Annotated in this window: 12 protein-coding genes; 3 read left to right on the top strand and 9 right to left on the bottom strand. The window is 64.3% G+C overall.

Annotation, left to right across the window (positions count from 1 at the left end; translation table 11 throughout):
* Positions 1-65: 65 nt before the first annotated feature.
* Complete coding sequence (locus ACLIJ1_RS04580) at positions 66-824, top strand: PP2C family protein-serine/threonine phosphatase (RefSeq protein WP_411364288.1); 759 nt, start codon at positions 66-68, stop codon at positions 822-824.
* Positions 825-919: 95 nt separating this feature from the next.
* Here the strand turns inward: ACLIJ1_RS04580 and zapE are convergent, their stop codons facing one another.
* The 8 genes from zapE to ACLIJ1_RS04540 form a co-directional block, all read right to left on the bottom strand.
* A complete protein-coding gene (gene zapE / locus ACLIJ1_RS04575; RefSeq protein ID WP_411364287.1) occupies positions 920-2,017 on the bottom strand; it encodes a cell division protein ZapE in 1,098 nt (365 codons plus the stop codon).
* Positions 2,018-2,030: 13 nt separating this feature from the next.
* On the bottom strand, positions 2,031-3,458 hold the full coding sequence (lpdA, locus tag ACLIJ1_RS04570) for a dihydrolipoyl dehydrogenase (protein ID WP_411364286.1): 1,428 nt from the start codon (positions 3,456-3,458) through the stop codon (positions 2,031-2,033).
* 62 nt (positions 3,459-3,520) lie between these two features.
* Positions 3,521-4,789 (bottom strand): 2-oxoglutarate dehydrogenase complex dihydrolipoyllysine-residue succinyltransferase, encoded by a 1,269-nt coding sequence (gene odhB / locus ACLIJ1_RS04565; protein WP_411364285.1) that lies wholly within the window; start codon positions 4,787-4,789, stop codon positions 3,521-3,523.
* Positions 4,790-4,881: 92 nt separating this feature from the next.
* Positions 4,882-7,758, bottom strand: coding sequence for a 2-oxoglutarate dehydrogenase E1 component (locus ACLIJ1_RS04560; protein ID WP_411364284.1), 2,877 nt, complete (start codon positions 7,756-7,758; stop codon positions 4,882-4,884).
* A 243-nt stretch (positions 7,759-8,001) separates the two neighbouring features.
* Positions 8,002-8,376: an ArsR/SmtB family transcription factor gene (locus tag ACLIJ1_RS04555; protein ID WP_411364283.1), complete on the bottom strand. Its 375-nt coding sequence runs from the start codon at positions 8,374-8,376 to the stop codon at positions 8,002-8,004.
* Between the two features lie 137 nt (positions 8,377-8,513).
* The gene (locus tag ACLIJ1_RS04550; protein ID WP_411364786.1) at positions 8,514-10,493 is read right to left on the bottom strand and encodes a propionate--CoA ligase; all 1,980 of its coding nucleotides are present in this window, start codon (positions 10,491-10,493) and stop codon (positions 8,514-8,516) included.
* 61 nt (positions 10,494-10,554) lie between these two features.
* The gene (locus ACLIJ1_RS04545) at positions 10,555-11,160 is read right to left on the bottom strand and encodes an isochorismatase family protein (protein WP_411364282.1); all 606 of its coding nucleotides are present in this window, start codon (positions 11,158-11,160) and stop codon (positions 10,555-10,557) included.
* Positions 11,161-11,256: 96 nt separating this feature from the next.
* The gene (locus tag ACLIJ1_RS04540; RefSeq protein ID WP_411364281.1) at positions 11,257-12,048 is read right to left on the bottom strand and encodes a TetR/AcrR family transcriptional regulator; all 792 of its coding nucleotides are present in this window, start codon (positions 12,046-12,048) and stop codon (positions 11,257-11,259) included.
* Positions 12,049-12,301: 253 nt separating this feature from the next.
* Between ACLIJ1_RS04540 and ACLIJ1_RS04535 the strand changes: the two genes are divergently transcribed.
* Both ACLIJ1_RS04535 and ACLIJ1_RS04530 read left to right on the top strand, forming a co-directional pair.
* Positions 12,302-12,865, top strand: a complete 564-nt coding sequence (locus ACLIJ1_RS04535; RefSeq protein ID WP_411364280.1) for a C40 family peptidase — start codon at positions 12,302-12,304, stop codon at positions 12,863-12,865.
* A gap of 412 nt (positions 12,866-13,277) precedes the next feature.
* Entirely contained in the window at positions 13,278-14,681 is a 1,404-nt protein-coding gene (locus ACLIJ1_RS04530; RefSeq protein ID WP_411364279.1) for a diguanylate cyclase domain-containing protein, read from the top strand.
* Positions 14,682-14,690: 9 nt separating this feature from the next.
* Here the strand turns inward: ACLIJ1_RS04530 and ACLIJ1_RS04525 are convergent, their stop codons facing one another.
* Entirely contained in the window at positions 14,691-15,836 is a 1,146-nt protein-coding gene (locus ACLIJ1_RS04525; RefSeq protein WP_411364278.1) for a hypothetical protein, read from the bottom strand.
* Positions 15,837-15,923 lie beyond the last annotated feature (87 nt).

Raw genomic sequence — 15,923 nt, 5'->3', positions numbered from 1 at the left:
CAGTAATAAGTGGGTACTATCCGGCGCTGAATTGGCCCATCGTTTGTGACCCATCACGACCTCCCATGAGCAAAGGTTTCCGCATCCACGCGTCCACCGGCATCCATCGGGGGGACCGCGACTACCAACAGGATCAGGTGTGCCTGTTGCAGCATCCACGCGAGAGCGGCTGCATGCTGGCCGTGGTGGCGGACGGCATGGGCGGCCGCAGCGGCGGGCGCAAGGCTTCCGACCAGGTCATGCTGACCTCGCGCCAGTTGTTCGAGCGCTTTGACCCCGACACCGACGACGCTTCGGCCATGCTGCGCCAGATCGTCGAAGAGTCGCACCTCGTGATCAAGCTCACCGCCGTCTCGGCCGAGCAGGAGCCCCACAGCACCATCGCTGCATTCCTGCTGTCACCCAACGGCAGCAGCCACTGGATCCACGCTGGCGATTCCCGCATCTACCACTTCCGCAACGGTCGTATGGTTTTCCGCACCATGGACCATTCCTATGTGCAGACGCTGGTCAATCAGGGCGAGATCACCGAAGAAGAAGCCCTGGACCACCCGCACTCCAACATCCTGATGGGCTGCCTGGGTACCGACAACGATCCGCCGGTGGACATCCATGTCGTGCAGCAACTGGGACCGGGCGATGCCATCATGGCCTGCAGCGATGGCGTCTGGCACTACTTCACACCCGAAGAGCTTGCCAGCACGATCTCGATGCTCTCGCCCCGCGAGGCCTGCGAGTTCCTGATCCAGAAGGCACGCTCGCGCGCCAAGGGCATGGGCGACAACCTGTCGCTGACCATCGTCAAGTTCGACCCCCTTACTTAAAGCCTCCTGCGCCGCTTCGCGTCTTCCCCCTGGGGACCACACCAGTGGTCTGGCAAAGCCAGTCCCACGGTGTGCGCTGGACAAGACAGGCGCGCTCAGGTCAGCCCGGTATCGACGGTCCGGTGCTCCAGGGCGAGGTATTCGGCGGACTGCATTTCTCCCAGGCGTGAGACCGTGCGCGGGAACTCGTGCGCCATGGGGCCGTCAAGGTACAGCTGTTCGGGCGGCACCGCCGCAGACATCACCAGCTTGACGCGGCGGTCGTACAGCACATCGATCAGCCAGGTGAAGCGCCGTGCCTCCGAAGCCTGGCGCACCGCCATCTGCGGCACGTTGGAGAGCATCAGTGTGTGGAACTGGGTGGCGATTTCCAGGTAGTCATTCTGCGAGCGCGGTCCGCCACACAGGGTCCGAAAGTCGAACCAGATCACGCCGCCGGCGCGCCGCAGCGCGCGGATCTCGCGCGACTCGATCTGCATCACCGGGTTTTCGTCGTGCGCCTCGGCCAGTTCGCCGAAGGTCTTGTCCATCGCCGCGTCGGCCGCTTCGCCCAGCGGCGTGTGATACAGCTCGATGTGCGTCAGCGTGCGCTGGCGGTAGTCGGTGCCGTTGTCCACGCTGAGGACTTCGAGCTTCTGCTTGAGCAGCTCGATCGCCGGCAGGATGCGGTCGCGGTGCAGGCCGTTGGGATACAGGCCGTCCGGGTGGAAATTGGATGTGGTGACAAACCCGACGCCAGCCTTGAACAGGGCATCGAGCAGACGGTGAAGGATCATGGCGTCGGTCACGTCAGCCACGTGGAACTCGTCGAAGCAGATCAGCTTGTAGCGCCTGGCGATGCGCTCGCCGAGCTCGTCCAGCGGATTCACCGTGCCCTGCAGCTCGCGCAACTCGCGGTGCACTTCCCGCATGAATTCGTGGAAGTGCAGCCGCGTCTTGCGCCGGATTGGCACCGCATTGAAGAAGCAGTCCATCAGGAAGCTCTTGCCGCGCCCCACCCCGCCGAACATGTAGACCCCGCGCGGGATCTCAGGCTTGACGAACATTTTCTTCAGCGCGTTGGAGCGCTTCTGCTTGTAGTTCGTCCAGTCGAGGGCACACCGCTCCAGCGCGTCGATGGCACGCTGCTGGGCGGGGTCGGTGGTGTAGCCGCGCTGCTGGAGCTCGGCTTCGTAGGTGCTGCGGACCGACAAGAGCGAACCTGCGTCAGAAGTTCAGCGTACGCTTGTCCACGGCCAGCGCGGCTTCCTTCGTCGACTCCGACAGCGACGGATGGGCGTGGCAGATGCGGGCGATGTCTTCGCTCGATGCCTTGAACTCCATCGCCATCACGGCTTCGGCGATCAGCTCGGAGGCCATCGGGCCGATGATGTGCACGCCGAGAATCTCGTCGGTCTTGGCATCGGCGAGGATCTTCACGAATCCGGTGGTGTCACCCAGCGCACGTGCGCGGCCGTTGGCCAGGAACGGGAACTGCCCCGCCTTGTAGGCCACGCCATCGGCCTTGAGCTGCTGCTCGGTGCGGCCGACCCAGGCGATTTCCGGGCTGGTGTAGATGACCCACGGGATGGTGCCGAAATTGACGTGACCATGTTGGCCGGCCATGCGCTCGGCCACGGCCACGCCCTCTTCTTCGGCCTTGTGCGCGAGCATCGGGCCGCGCACCACGTCACCCACTGCCCATACACCAGGCAGGTTGGTGCGGCAGTCGGCGTCCACCACGATGGCACCACGCTCGTCCAGTTGCAGCCCCACCGCATCAGCGTTCAGGCCGATCGTGTTGGGCACGCGGCCGATCGAGACGATCAGCTTGTCCACGTCCAGCGTCACCGCCTCGCCCTTGGCGTTGGCGTAGGCAACACTGACGCCCTTCTTGCCGTTCTTGATCTCGCTGATCTTCACGCCCAGCTCGATCTTCAAACCTTGCTTGGTGAAGACCTTCAGCGCTTCCTTGGCCACACCTTCGTCGGCAGCACCCAGGAAGGTCGGCAGCGCTTCGAGAATGGTGACGTCGGCACCCAGACGGCGCCAGACCGAGCCCATTTCCAGGCCGATCACGCCGGAACCGACCACGCCCAGCTTCTTGGGTACGGCGCCGACGCGCAGTGCGCCATCGTTGGAGAGGATGTTGACTTCGTCGAACTCGGCGCCCGGCAGCTGACGGGCGTTGGAACCGGTGGCAATCACGACCTGCTTGGCAGCGATCACCTCTTCGGCGGCACCAGCCACCTTGATCTGATAACCACCGTCGGCGGCAGCCACGAAGGAACCGCGGCCATGAAAGAAGGTGACCTTGTTCTTCTTGAACAGGTACAGGATGCCGTCGTTGTTCTGCTTCACAACGCTGTCCTTGCGGGCAATCATCTTCGCGACGTCCATCTTCACCGTGCCGGTGCTGATGCCGTGTTCGGCGAAGTGGTGTGTGGCGTGGTCGAAGTGCTCGGACGACTGCAGCAGCGCCTTGGACGGGATGCAACCGACGTTGGTGCAGGTACCGCCGGGGGCCGGGCCGCCGGCGGCGTTCTTCCACTCGTCGATGCACGCGACCTTGAAGCCCAGCTGGGCAGCGCGGATGGCAGCGATGTAGCCGCCGGGGCCGCCGCCGATCACGACGACGTCAAATGCTTGGGACATGTTTTTTCCTGAAAGGGTTGGACAAACGCCCCCGAAGGGGCGTCTGCAAAGTCACTGTTCGATCAGATGTCGAAGAGCAAACGGGCCGGATCTTCCAGCGCTTCCTTCATCGCCACCAGGCCCAGCACGGCTTCGCGGCCGTCGATGATGCGGTGGTCGTAGGACATGGCGAAGTAGTTCATCGGACGAACCACGACCTGGCCGTTTTCCACCATGGCACGGTCCTTGGTCGCGTGCACGCCCAGGATGGCCGACTGCGGCGGGTTGATGATGGGGGTGGACATCATCGAGCCAAAGGTGCCGCCGTTGGAGATGGAGAACGTGCCACCGGTCATGTCGTCGATGCCCAGTTTGCCGTCCTTGGCCTTCTGACCGAACTCGGCGATCTTCTTCTCGATGTCGGCGAAGCTCATCTGGTCGGCGTTGCGCAGGATGGGCACAACCAAGCCGCGCGGCGAACCGACCGCGATACCGATGTCGAAGTAGCCGTGGTAGACGATGTCATTGCCGTCGACCGAGGCGTTGAGGATCGGGAACTTCTTGAGGGCGTGCACGGCCGCCTTGACGAAGAAGCTCATGAAGCCCAGCTTCACGCCGTGTTCCTTCTCGAAACGCTCCTGCATGCGCTTGCGCATGTCCATGACCGGAGCCATGTTGATTTCGTTGAAGGTGGTCAGGATCGCGTTGGTCGATTGCGACTGCAGCAGACGCTCGGCCACACGGGCGCGCAGACGGGTCATCGGCACGCGTTCTTCCGGACGGTCGCCCAGATCCGGCGCGACGGTCGCGACCTGCGGCAGCACCTTGGTCGGCGCGCCGGTGGGGATTGCAGCAGGGGCTGCCACGGCGACCTTGGGTGCGCTGGCAGCGGCCAGGACATCGCCCTTGGTGACGCGGCCATCCTTGCCGGTGCCGGCGACGGAACCAGGCGCCATGCCGGCGTCGGCCATCAGCTTGGCGGCGGCGGGCATCGCCACACCGGCCTTGCCCGTGGAGGCAGCAGCGGCAGCGGCCGGCGCAGCGGCCACCGGAGCCGGGGCGGCGGCAGCCGGTGCGGGAGCGGCCGCCGGAGCAGCGGCGCCAGCAACGGCGGCGGTGTCGATCTTCGCGATCAGCTGATCGGCGGCGACAGTCGCTCCATCGCCCTGCACAATTTCCACCAGCACACCGCTGGCGGGCGCCGGGCATTCGAGCACGACCTTGTCGGTCTCGATCTCGATCAGGATTTCGTCGACGGTGACGGCGTCACCGGCTTTTTTCTTCCACTGCAGCAGCGTGGCTTCGGCCACGGATTCAGAGAGCTGCGGAACCTTGACTTCTACGATTGCCATGTTTCTTCTACCTTGATGTGTCGAAGGCTGTGGCCCGGCGGCAGCCCCGGCCGTGACAGACCGGGGCGTGGGGGCTCACGACGCCAGAACGTTTATTTCGAGAGGATGAAGCCCTTGAGCTTGCCGAAGGCGGCCTCGATGAGGGCCTTCTGCTGGTCCTGGTGCAGGTGGGCGTAACCCACGGCCGGCGAGGCCGAGGCCGCGCGGCCGGCGTAACCCAGCTTCTGTCCGTCCAGCATGTTCTCGTGCACCTGGTGCTGCACGAAGAACCAGGCGCCCTGGTTCTGCGGCTCGTCCTGGCACCACACGATGTCGGTGGCGTTGGGGTACTTCTTCAACTCGGTACCGAAGGCCTTGTGCGGGAACGGGTAGAGCTGTTCGACACGCAGGATGGCCACGTCGTCGGAACCCTTCTCTTCGCGCTTCTTGACCAGGTCGTAATAAACCTTGCCCGAGCAGCAGATGACGCGCTTGACCTTGTCGGCCTTCTTGATCACGTCCTCGTTGTTTTCGGGGATCACGGTCTGGAAGCCACCCTTGGTGAACTCGGACAGCGGCGAGGTCGCGTCCTTGTTGCGCAGCAGGGACTTGGGCGTGAAGATCACCAGCGGCTTGCGCAGGTTGCGCACCATCTGACGACGCAGCACGTGGAAGATCTGGCTGGCCGTGGTCGGCTGCACGATCTGCATGTTGGTGTCGGCAGCCAGCTGCATGAAGCGCTCGACGCGGGCCGAGCTGTGCTCCGGACCCTGGCCTTCATAGCCGTGCGGCAGCATCAGCGTCAGGCCGTTGGCACGGCCCCACTTCACTTCACCGGAGGCGATGAACTGGTCGATCACCACCTGGGCGCCGTTGGCGAAGTCGCCGAACTGGGCTTCCCAGATCACCAGCGTGTTCGGGTCGGAACCGGCGTAGCCGTATTCGAATCCCAGCACCGCCTCTTCGGACAGGATGGAGTCGATGACGACGAACGGCGCCTGGTTCTCAGCCACGTTCTGCAGCGGCACGTAGGTGCCCACGTCCCACTTCTCGCGGTTCTGGTCGTGGATCACGGCGTGGCGGTGCGTGAAGGTGCCACGGCCACAGTCTTCACCCGACAGTCGCACCGGATAGCCCGAAGCCACCAGCGATGCAAAAGCCATGTGTTCGCCCATGCCCCAGTCGACGTTGACGTCGCCACGGCCCATGGCCGCGCGGTCGTCGTACACCTTTTTGACCAGCTGGTGCGGCGTCACGCTGGCGGGAATGGTCGTGATCTTCTCGGCCAGGCGCTTCCACTCAGCGGTGGGAATGGCGGTGTCGGCAGCGTCGGTCCACTTCTTGCCCAGGAACGGCGACCAGTCGACTGCGTACTTGCTCTTGAAGTTGGTCAGCACCGGATCGACCGTGTGCTTGCCGGCATCCATCGCAGCGCGATAGGCCTTGACCATGTCATCACCCAGGGTCTCGCCCAGGCCCTGCGCCGACAGCTTGTCGGCGTACAGGCGGCGGGTGCCAGGGTGCTGCGCGATCTTCTTGTACATCAGCGGCTGGGTCAGGCTCGGGGTGTCCTGTTCGTTGTGGCCCAGCTTGCGGAAACAGATGATGTCGACGACCACGTCCTTGCGGAAGGCCATGCGGTATTCCAGCGCGAGCTGGGTGGCCAGCACGACGGCTTCCGGATCGTCTCCGTTGACGTGCAGCACCGGCGACTCGACGCCCTTGACGATGTCCGTGCAATACAGCGTGGAACGCAGGTCGCGCGGGTCGGAGGTGGTGAAACCGATCTGGTTGTTGATGATCAGGTGCACCGTGCCGCCCGTGGAGTAGCCACGGGTCTGGGCCAGTGCCAGGGTTTCCTGGTTCACGCCCTGGCCGGCGAAGGCCGCGTCACCGTGCACCAGCACCGGCAGCACCTGCTTGCCGTGCGGATCGCCGCGGCGGTCCATGCGGGCGCGCACCGAGCCTTCGACCACCGGGTTCACGATTTCCAGGTGCGACGGGTTGAACGACAGCGAGAGGTGGACCGGGCCACCACTGGTGCTCACGTCGGAACTGAAGCCCTGGTGGTACTTCACGTCACCGGCGGGCAGCTCTTCGGGCGCGGTGTGGTCGAACTCGGCGAACAGGTCCTTGGGCATCTTGCCCAGGGTGTTGACCAGCACGTTCAGGCGGCCGCGGTGGGCCATGCCGATCACGATTTCCTGCACGCCCTGCGCGCCGGCCTGCTGGATCAATTCGTCCATGGCGGCGATGAAGCTCTCACCACCTTCGAGCGAGAAGCGCTTCTGACCCACGTACTTGGTGTGGAGGAAACGCTCCAGGCCTTCGGACGCGGTCAGGCGGTCGAGGATGTGCTTCTTCTTCTCGGCGTTGAAGGCTGGTTTGCTGCGAATGGACTCGAGCTTTTCCTGCCACCAGCGCTTCTGGTTCTGGTCGGTGATGAACATGTACTCGGCACCCAGCGTACCGCAGTAGGTTTCGCGCAGAGCATTCAGCAGCTCGCGCAGCGTCATCACCTCCTTGCCAAAGAAGGTGTTGCTGGTGTTGAAGACGGTTTCGTAGTCGGCGTCGGAAAAGCCGTAGAACGTGGGATCCAGCTCAGGGATGTGGTCGCGCTCGGTGCGCTTGAGCGGATCGAGGTCGGCCCAGCGGGAACCGACGTTGCGGTAGGCGGCAATGAGCTGCTGGACAGCGACGCGCTTGCGGCCGAGTTCGGAGTCGGCGCCAGTGGGCTGAATGGCACGACCGGCACCCTGCTTGGCCAGTTCGGCAAAGGCGTTGATGACCGGCTGGTGGGCAACGTCACGGGCGTCCGAGCCGTCAACGGCTGGAACGTGTTGCAGGGCGTCAAAGTAGTCGCGCCAGTTGTCCGGCACGCTGCCTGGGTTCTCCAGGTATTTTTCGTACATCTCTTCGACGTATGGGGCGTTGCCCCCGAAGAGATACGAGTTGCTTTTGTAAGCAACGTAGACGTTTGTCTCGCTCATTGATCCGCTGACCTCCGTTTCCCTCAGGGAAACATAAGCTGGTTAAAACAACCTTCCGCGACACGGCTGGACCGATTGGCGGATGCGACAGTGACTGTGGAAGGACCTGACTGCAGCCCTCGATTGTGCCACTTTGCAGCACCATGCGGCAATCGAATTGACCGGGAAAGAGCAATCTGTTCCGAATGTCGTCCCGGCCGTTGCTCTCCAGCGAAGTGACAGCTGGTTGTCAGCTTCGGGGCGTCAGTCGCCAGGGCGTGGAGACATCCGCTCGGTGTCGGGCACAGCGCCGGGAGCGTCCAGTTCCTTGGCGATCTGCGTGCACACAATGCGGCAAAGGGCCACCACTTTCTCGCTCTGCACCCGGTAGATCACCTGCGTGCCCTCCTTGCGCCGGGCCAGCACACCGGCACGGTGCAGCAGGTGCAGGTGCTGCGACAGGTTGGGCTGGGTGGTCTGGATTTCCTGCAGCAACTGCGAGACCGACTTTTCCTTGTCGCACAACGCGCTGAGGATGCGCAGGCGCATGGGTGTGGCCAGCACACCGAACAGCTCGGCGGCCAGTTCAAATACCCGGACTTTTTCGATGGGGGCGTCGGACCCGATCATCTGTTCCATGGCTTGCCGCACCGTTGGGTTGCAAAACAAGGAAGCATGTTAATGAGTTCCGGCGCCTGCGCGCACATCCGGTACCACGAAAGACCCCAACAAAAAAACGGCGCCCAAGGGCGCCGTTTGTGCGGAACATCGATGGATCAGGCCTGCAGATCCTTGATCTGCTGCAGGGCTGCCGGATCGTCCATGGTCGTCAGGTCGCCCGGATCGCGCCCTTCGCACACCGCCTGGATCGCGCGACGCAGCAGTTTGCCGCTGCGGGTCTTGGGCAGCACATTCACGAAGCGCACGCGCGACGGACGCGCCACCGCGCCCAGTTGCTCGTCCACCACTTTCATGACTTCGCCTTCGAGCTTGAGCAAGGCGGCATCGTCGCCCAGCAGCGCCCCATCCTTGAGCACCGCAAACGCCATTGCTACCTGGCCCTTGAGCTGGTCGGCCACACCCACCACCGCCACCTCGGCGATCTTCGGGTGGCTGGAGATGCTCTCTTCGATTTCGCGGGTGCCCAGGCGGTGGCCGGCAACGTTGATCACGTCGTCGGTGCGACCGAGGATGAAGTAGTAGCCGTCGGCATCCTTCACGCCCCAGTCAAAGGTGCTGTACATCACCCGGTTGTGGATGCTGGACCAGTAGGTCTTGACGTAGCGCTCGTCATCGCCCCAGATGGTTTGCAGGCAGCCCGGCGGCAGCGGGCCGTCGACCGCGATCACGCCCTTCTTGTTCGGCTCGGTGATCTCCTCGGCGGTGTTCTCGTCGATGAGTTTCACGTCGTAGCCGTAGACCGCCTTGCCGGGCGAGCCGAACTTGCTGGGGGCCTTTTCAACACCGTTGCAGATGGCCAGGATGGGCCATCCGGTTTCGGTCTGCCAGTAGTTGTCGACGATGGGCTTGCCCAGCTCGTCCGAAATCCACTTGGCGGTCGGCTCGTCCAGCGGCTCACCCGCCAGGAACAACGCCTTGAGCGAAGACAGGTCGTACTTCTTGATGAAAGACGGGTCGTACTTCTTGAGCACGCGCACGGCGGTGGGCGCACTGAACATGACCGAAACCTTGTACTTCTCGACCAGGCTCCACCAGACGCCGGCGTCCGGACGGATCGGCAGGCCCTCGTACATGATGGTCGCCATGCCGCCGATCAGGGGGCCGTAGATGATGTAGCTGTGACCCACCACCCAGCCGATGTCGCTGGTGGAGAAATAGGTTTCGCCAGGCTCACCCATGTAGATGTGCTTCATGGACGCAGCCAGCGCCACGGTGTAGCCGCCGGTGTCGCGCTGCACGCCCTTGGGCTTGCCGGTGGTGCCACTGGTATAGAGCGTATAGCTGGGGTGGGTGGCGTCGACCCATTCGCAGGGCACGACGACGTCCATCACCTTGGCACGCTCGATCGAATAGTCGACGTCGCGGCCTTCGACGGCCTTGAACTCGGCCAGGCCACGGTTGACCATCACCACCTTGGCCGGCTTGTGCGCCGAGAGCCGGATCGCTTCGTCCAGCAGCGGCTTGTACTCGACCACCTTGCCGCCGCGCGAACCAGCATCGGCACTGACAATCGCCACCGGCGAAGCATCTTCGATGCGGCTGGCCAGCGAGTGGCTGGCGAAGCCGCCGAACACCACCGAGTGGATCGCGCCGATGCGCACGCAGGCCAGCATCGCAAACGCGGCCTCAGGAATCATCGGCATGTAGATCAGGACACGGTCGCCCTTCTTGACGCCCTGCGCCTGGAGGATGGCGGCCATGCGCTGCACTTCGGCGTGCAGTTCGCGGAAGCTGTAGGTCTTCTCGGTGTCGGTCTCGGTGGAGACGAAGATCAGCGCGTTCTGGTCCGGGCGGGTCGCCAGATGGCGGTCGACAGCGTTGTGGCAGAGGTTGGTCAGGCCACCTTCGAACCAGCGCGCGAACGGCGGGTTGTCGTAGTTGCAGACGCGGTCAAACGGCTTGTGCCAATCCACCAATTGAGCCTGTTCCGCCCAGAAGGCGTCGCGGTCGTTGATCGAGCGCTGATGAAAGGCGGCAAAGCCCTGCGGGTTGGCCATGAGAGTCTCCTGCGTGGTGGAAGCAAATAGAACGGCAGTGCGGCACCTCCCGCCGCCGGGAGGACCATCAAACTGAATTCATAATTATGAATCTCAGACTTTCGGGAGTCTGACATGGCAGACCCCGCCGCCCAGAGAATTATTTGATCAGGGCCTGGATGTCGCGGAACGCCGGGTGTTCGGCCGAGCGCATCCACTCGAACAGCACCATTTCGGTCGTCACCAGTTCGCACCCCGCACCCGCCAGCCTGTCAAAAGCCGCGTCGCGGTTGCGCTCGGTGCGCGAGGCGCAGGCGTCGGTCACCACCCAGACGTCCATCTCTTCTTCCGCCAGTTCGAGCGCGGTCTGCAGCAGGCAGACATGGGCCTCGCAGCCGGCCAGCACGATGGCACCACGGGCCGCCGCCGGCGGCGGCGCCGGCTTCTGCAGGTGCTTGGGCAGACTGCGAGCATTGCCCCCCGGGCCGCGCGGCGCCGGACGCAGGCAATCGATCAAGCCCTCTGGCACCGCACTGAAATGCATCTTGGCCAGGGTGCGTTGACACAAGCTGCGCAGCACGGCGTCGTTCTGCCCCAGGCGATCCGGGTTCTGTTCCGTGCCCCACACCGGCACGCCCAGCAACCTGGCACCCTGCACCAGACGCCGGGCATTGGCCAGAACCGCTTCACGTTCCGGCAGCGCGGCCATCAGCCGCTCCTGATAGTCGACCAGAACCAGTTGGGAGTCAGAGACTTCGAGCAACATGCAAACATTCCCGCAGAGGTCCGCGCGGGTTGCGCGGAACAGGCCGTGATTGTGACAAACGCGAAGGCGCCGTGGCCGGGCTCGACGGCCCGAGGCTCATGCGGAGAACAGGTCTGCCTGTCCCGTTTCGGCGCCACCTTCCTGGTGGGTGGCGGCCAGCGCCACATCCAGCCAGCGCTGCAGGCTCTGCACAAAGCGGGTTTCCAGCACCGCGCGACCACCCGGCCGGCGCGGCCCTTGCAGCACCAGCAGACCCAGACCGTAGGCCAGAACCTCGTCGTGCAACTGCTGTGCGGAGTCTGCCGACAGACCGCTGGCTTGCAGAGGCTCCAGGCATGGCTGCAATGCATCGGCCAGACGCGCCAGCAGCTCCGAGGCCGACTCGGCGCCCTCCCCGGCGGCTTCCTGCAGACCATGCCCGCCGTGCAACACCAGCTGCAGACGCTGCGTGTCGGCCGCGAGGCAGGACCACCAGGCCAGCGAGCGTTCGACAAAGAGGGTGCGAGCGACGGCGACCTGCGCCTGCGGCGGCGCTCCGTCCTTGCGGGGTTTCGCTCCGCGTTCGCCGCGGGGCGCCCGGACATCGGCCACCAGATCGGCCAGTTCCTGGATCACGCGCTGCTGCAGCGCCGAGAGGATCGCTTCGCGCCCCGGGAAGTACGCGTACAGCGCCCCGGCGGTGTAGCCCGCGCGCTGCGCCAGCTGGCGCATGTTGAAGCCCGGCGCTCCTGATTCCTGCCACAGCGTCCACGCGGTATCGAGCAACTGCTGTCGGCGCTCATCGCCAAAACGCTGTTGGCGAAGCCTGCGGTCCTGCGCCCTCTGCTGCTGCTGGCGCAGCTGCTCGGGATTCGGCAAAGGTGTGATGGCGTCGAACTTGACTGACATGGAATAAACCAATTTGGCGCTTGTCAAATTATATGAACATCGTTCAAACGATCAAACAACAGACTAAACACCCAAACAAGCAACAAGGCACCGCCCCAAAATGTTTGGGCACACCTTTTGAACATACTTCAAATTTTCAAATGAAGTTCAGTAGCTCGCCCATCACACACGAGACAAATATTCAACAGAATCAACATTCTGCAATCCAAACTTCGCTTGACTTGGCATTTTGAGGGGGATAAGCTGCGCCCCCATGCGTTTCTTCCTCGTCTCCGCCCTGCTCCTGGGCAGTGCCCTCGCGCACGCCGCCCCCACCGATGGGAACGACGACGAAATGGCGCGTGTGCTGGAAGAGCGCGGTGTGATCGCCCGACTGGGTTCACAGATCAAACAGGCCCGCAACGATGTCAGCGAGAAAGCCTCCGACCTGGTGGTGAGCGCGATGGGGTTCCTGGGTGTTCCCTACCGCTATGGCGGCAGCAGCGTGGAAACCGGTTTCGACTGCAGCGGGCTGGTGCGCGCCGTGTTCGAACAATCGGTCGGAAAGATCCTGCCCCGCCGCGCCGACCAGCAGGCAGCCGCCACCGAGGTCATCGACCGCAGTGAACTCAAACCCGGCGATCTGGTGTTCTTTGACACCATGCGCCGTGCCTTCAGCCATGTGGGCATCTACGTCGGCGAAGGCAAGTTCATCCATGCGCCCCGTTCTGGCGGTGCGGTCCGGGTCGAGGACATGCGCCAGGCCTATTGGCAGACGCGCTTCAACGGCGCCCGGCGTGTCCCGCTCGCGGGCGAAAGCACCAGCGCCAGCCGCTGACCCGCCCTGAGTGTCCGCGCGGGTCGCGGCATTCCCCCATCCGTATCCTCCAACGCTGTCGCCACCGAGCAACAGGCTGTTCATCTTCGCCAAGGTGGGCGATGCAAACGATTTCCATCCACCTTGTGACCCTGAAAGCCACACTGCATCGGGTCGTTCACATCTTCCACGACACCATGACCCGATGAGCGCGCGGGGTGGTGCTTCAGGATTGGAAGTGGCTCACTCCTTCAATGCGACAGATTCCTGTTCGCGATCTGGCCTTTTGTGGCCAGCGCTCACCAAGTGCCTTGTCAAGCCTTGGCCGACCGCATCGAAGGCCTTGTTTCGAGTTGTGTACTCCTGTGTACAGTCGCGCTCCGCCCCAGCAATGTCGACGACCTTCCAGAGTTCCACCCGCGCAACCGAGGACATGACCATCAAGCCCAAGCCCACCATCGACATGTCGGACGCCATGGCTACTGAGGCCGCGCGGGCCTGGCAGGACCTGCTGGCGGTGACTCCGCCCAAGGTCCGGCAAGCCGTGGCCGATGTGGTGCGGGACGGGGCGGTGACACTGACCGACGAGTTCTATGAGCGGATGATGCGGAGCGAGCGCGCTACCCACTTCCTGGACCAGGAGCGGGTCCAGAAGCGCCTGCGGGCTTCGCTCCAGCAATGGATGACCGACCTGTTCGAGGTCGAGGTCGATCTGGAGCAGGCCATCGGCCGGCAGATCGAGGTGGGCGCGGTGCATGCGCGCATCCGTCTGCCGATCGACCTGATTCCCGCCGGGATCCGCGTCCTCAAACGTGGCATCCGCCGCCGCATCGATTTCGCGCCTTTGGATCCCTCCGACCGGCTGCTGGCCCTGGTCTATGTGTCCGACCTGCTGCACCTGGCCGACGGGCTGATGAACCAGGCCTATTTCCACGATGCCCAGGACGTGGTGCGCAACGACGAGGCCTACCGGCTCGTCACGCAGAAACGCAGCGCGTCGCTGGAACGGGCGCGTCAGCGCGCCGCGCTGTCTGAATGGACCGAAGCGCTGTTGCTGTCGGTCTGGGCCGCCAGCCCGCCGCGCGCCTTCGTCCGCCTGCGCGATGCGGAGTTCGGCATCTGGTTGCACCACAAAGGCGCCATCCTGTTCGACAACTCCGAGGACTTCCGCTCGCTGCTGGAATCGATCGACACCATGGACCAGGCGCTGTTGCCGCGCCTGATGGACGCCGGCCAGGACCGCCAGCGCACCGACGCGGCCATCGTCGCGATCAAGCAGCTGCTGGACCTGATCCGGTTCAAGCTCAACGAGCTGTTCGACCGCGCCGGCAGCCAGGACGACGGACTGGACATCGAAACCCATCTGCCCGACCGGCGCTACCTGCCCGCCATCCTGGCCAACGTCATGCGCACCCATCACGACAGCGGCCGGCCATGCTGCCTGCTGCTCGTCGAAGTCCAGTTGCCCGCCTTCAAGGGATTGACGGCATCGGGCACACGCAGCCGACTGCTGCAAGTCGCCGCCACCACACTGATCGACTGCACGCGCACCAGCGACCACCTGTTCCGCTTCGACGAGCAGCGGTTCCTGATGATCGCGGTGGAGTGCGACCGCTCGAAATCGACCCAGTTGGCCAACACCGTTTCGGAAGAGCTGCGCAACGCATTGCAGGCGGGCAACATCCAGGGCAGCTGGACGCCGGTGCAGACCACGGTCGCGATCGGCATCGCCGAATACGACCGCCATCCCGACTACCAGTACCTGATCCAGCGCGCCGAATCGGCCCTGGCCGAAGCCACCAGCGGCAACAGCCGGGCCCGCATCGCCTTCGCCTGAGGGGAGCGCTCAGTTCAGAGGCGTCAGCAGCAGCGCCCGATTCAGGCCGTTGCGCTGCCCGGTGGCGGCAATCGCTCCCTGCTCGTTGATGTCCCCAGCCTTCAGCAGACGCAGACTGGCCGCCACGGCCGGGTCGATGAGCGACTGGAGGGCGAACACGCCGCCGTCGCGCCAGATCAGTGGAATTTCGGTGCGTGCGGGCGATCCGGTGACGGGATCGGCATAGTTCGCCGCCTCGCCCAGCACCTGCCCGAGGTTGTTGATCGCCAGCGCGCGTGCGCTGTTGTAGCCCGGCAGCTGGGCCATGAACGATGCAGTGTGGCGGCTGTCGTTGGCCCAGAACACCGGGTACGACCCCGGCTGTCCGTCCTTGCCACCATCGCCCACGACCTGGCCCAGGTCGTTGATCGCGTTCGCGATGCTCGCGCCCCCACCGGGCGGCGCAGGCAGGACTTCCAGCGTGTGTTTCGCGTCGTTGCGCCAGAGCACCGGCTGGGCGCCGTTGTCGTGTCCCGCCTGACCCACACCGACGCCAGCGCGGTTGAACCCCATGGCCACCGACTGGATGCTGCGGACGTTGGTGGCTCCCGGCAACTGCGGGAAGGCCTCCAGGCGGTAGCGCGTCGGATCCTTGGCGTCGGGGCGCCAGATCGCCGCGGTCCAGTTGCCCCGGCTTCCCTTGATGAAGTAGCCCCCGACCCAGCCATCGTCACCGACGAACAGCGGATAGGTGTTGCCGCTGCTGTTCGGAAAGAAGTTCACCCACCGACCATTGCCCAGCGTGACCCAGCCCTGAGGGCGCAGGTTGCCCTCGTCGGCGTGACCGGCCATGCGGCCGAAACTGTTGATGACCGTGCCTTGCGAGTAGGTGCCGCTGGGCCATTTGCCCAGTGCGGTCACCGCGCCCTGGCGCCAGACCACGGCGGTCTGGTTCCAGTCTTCCACCAGCGGCGCGCAATGGCCCACCACCTCGGCCAGATCGTTGACGCCGGTGGCGGTGCATTGCGCACTGCCTGGCAGCAGTGGCAGCTCGGTCACGGCATAGCGGACCTGTGCGCTGGCACTGCCGGTGGCGACCAGCAGGGACAGGAGTCCGAGCCAGGCCGGAAGCGAACGGGGAATGCCCGGTGAAATCTGGAATGGGTGCTGCGCCATGGGGCCTCCTTGGGTGTTTGGTGGCACAGGACTTGCAATGACCGTTCCAGCACAATCCCTCGAAAAATCAAGCACTTGCAAGTCGCA

It is taken from the genome of Hydrogenophaga sp. RWCD_12, assembly GCF_046604225.1.
GTDB lineage: Bacteria > Pseudomonadota > Gammaproteobacteria > Burkholderiales > Burkholderiaceae_C > Hydrogenophaga.
Note: the sequence above shows the minus strand (reverse complement) of the source record. Positions and strands in the feature narration are given on the sequence as shown.

Coding starts and splice junctions, on each gene's coding strand:
- ACLIJ1_RS04580 (WP_411364288.1), top strand. CDS start 66: ATGAGCAAAGGTTTCCGCATCCACGCGTCCACCGGCATCCATCGGGGG.
- lpdA (WP_411364286.1), bottom strand. CDS start 3,458: ATGTCCCAAGCATTTGACGTCGTCGTGATCGGCGGCGGCCCCGGCGGC.
- odhB (WP_411364285.1), bottom strand. CDS start 4,789: ATGGCAATCGTAGAAGTCAAGGTTCCGCAGCTCTCTGAATCCGTGGCC.
- ACLIJ1_RS04560 (WP_411364284.1), bottom strand. CDS start 7,758: ATGAGCGAGACAAACGTCTACGTTGCTTACAAAAGCAACTCGTATCTC.
- ACLIJ1_RS04555 (WP_411364283.1), bottom strand. CDS start 8,376: ATGGAACAGATGATCGGGTCCGACGCCCCCATCGAAAAAGTCCGGGTA.
- ACLIJ1_RS04545 (WP_411364282.1), bottom strand. CDS start 11,160: ATGTTGCTCGAAGTCTCTGACTCCCAACTGGTTCTGGTCGACTATCAG.
- ACLIJ1_RS04540 (WP_411364281.1), bottom strand. CDS start 12,048: ATGTCAGTCAAGTTCGACGCCATCACACCTTTGCCGAATCCCGAGCAG.
- ACLIJ1_RS04535 (WP_411364280.1), top strand. CDS start 12,302: ATGCGTTTCTTCCTCGTCTCCGCCCTGCTCCTGGGCAGTGCCCTCGCG.
- ACLIJ1_RS04530 (WP_411364279.1), top strand. CDS start 13,278: ATGACCATCAAGCCCAAGCCCACCATCGACATGTCGGACGCCATGGCT.
- ACLIJ1_RS04525 (WP_411364278.1), bottom strand. CDS start 15,836: ATGGCGCAGCACCCATTCCAGATTTCACCGGGCATTCCCCGTTCGCTT.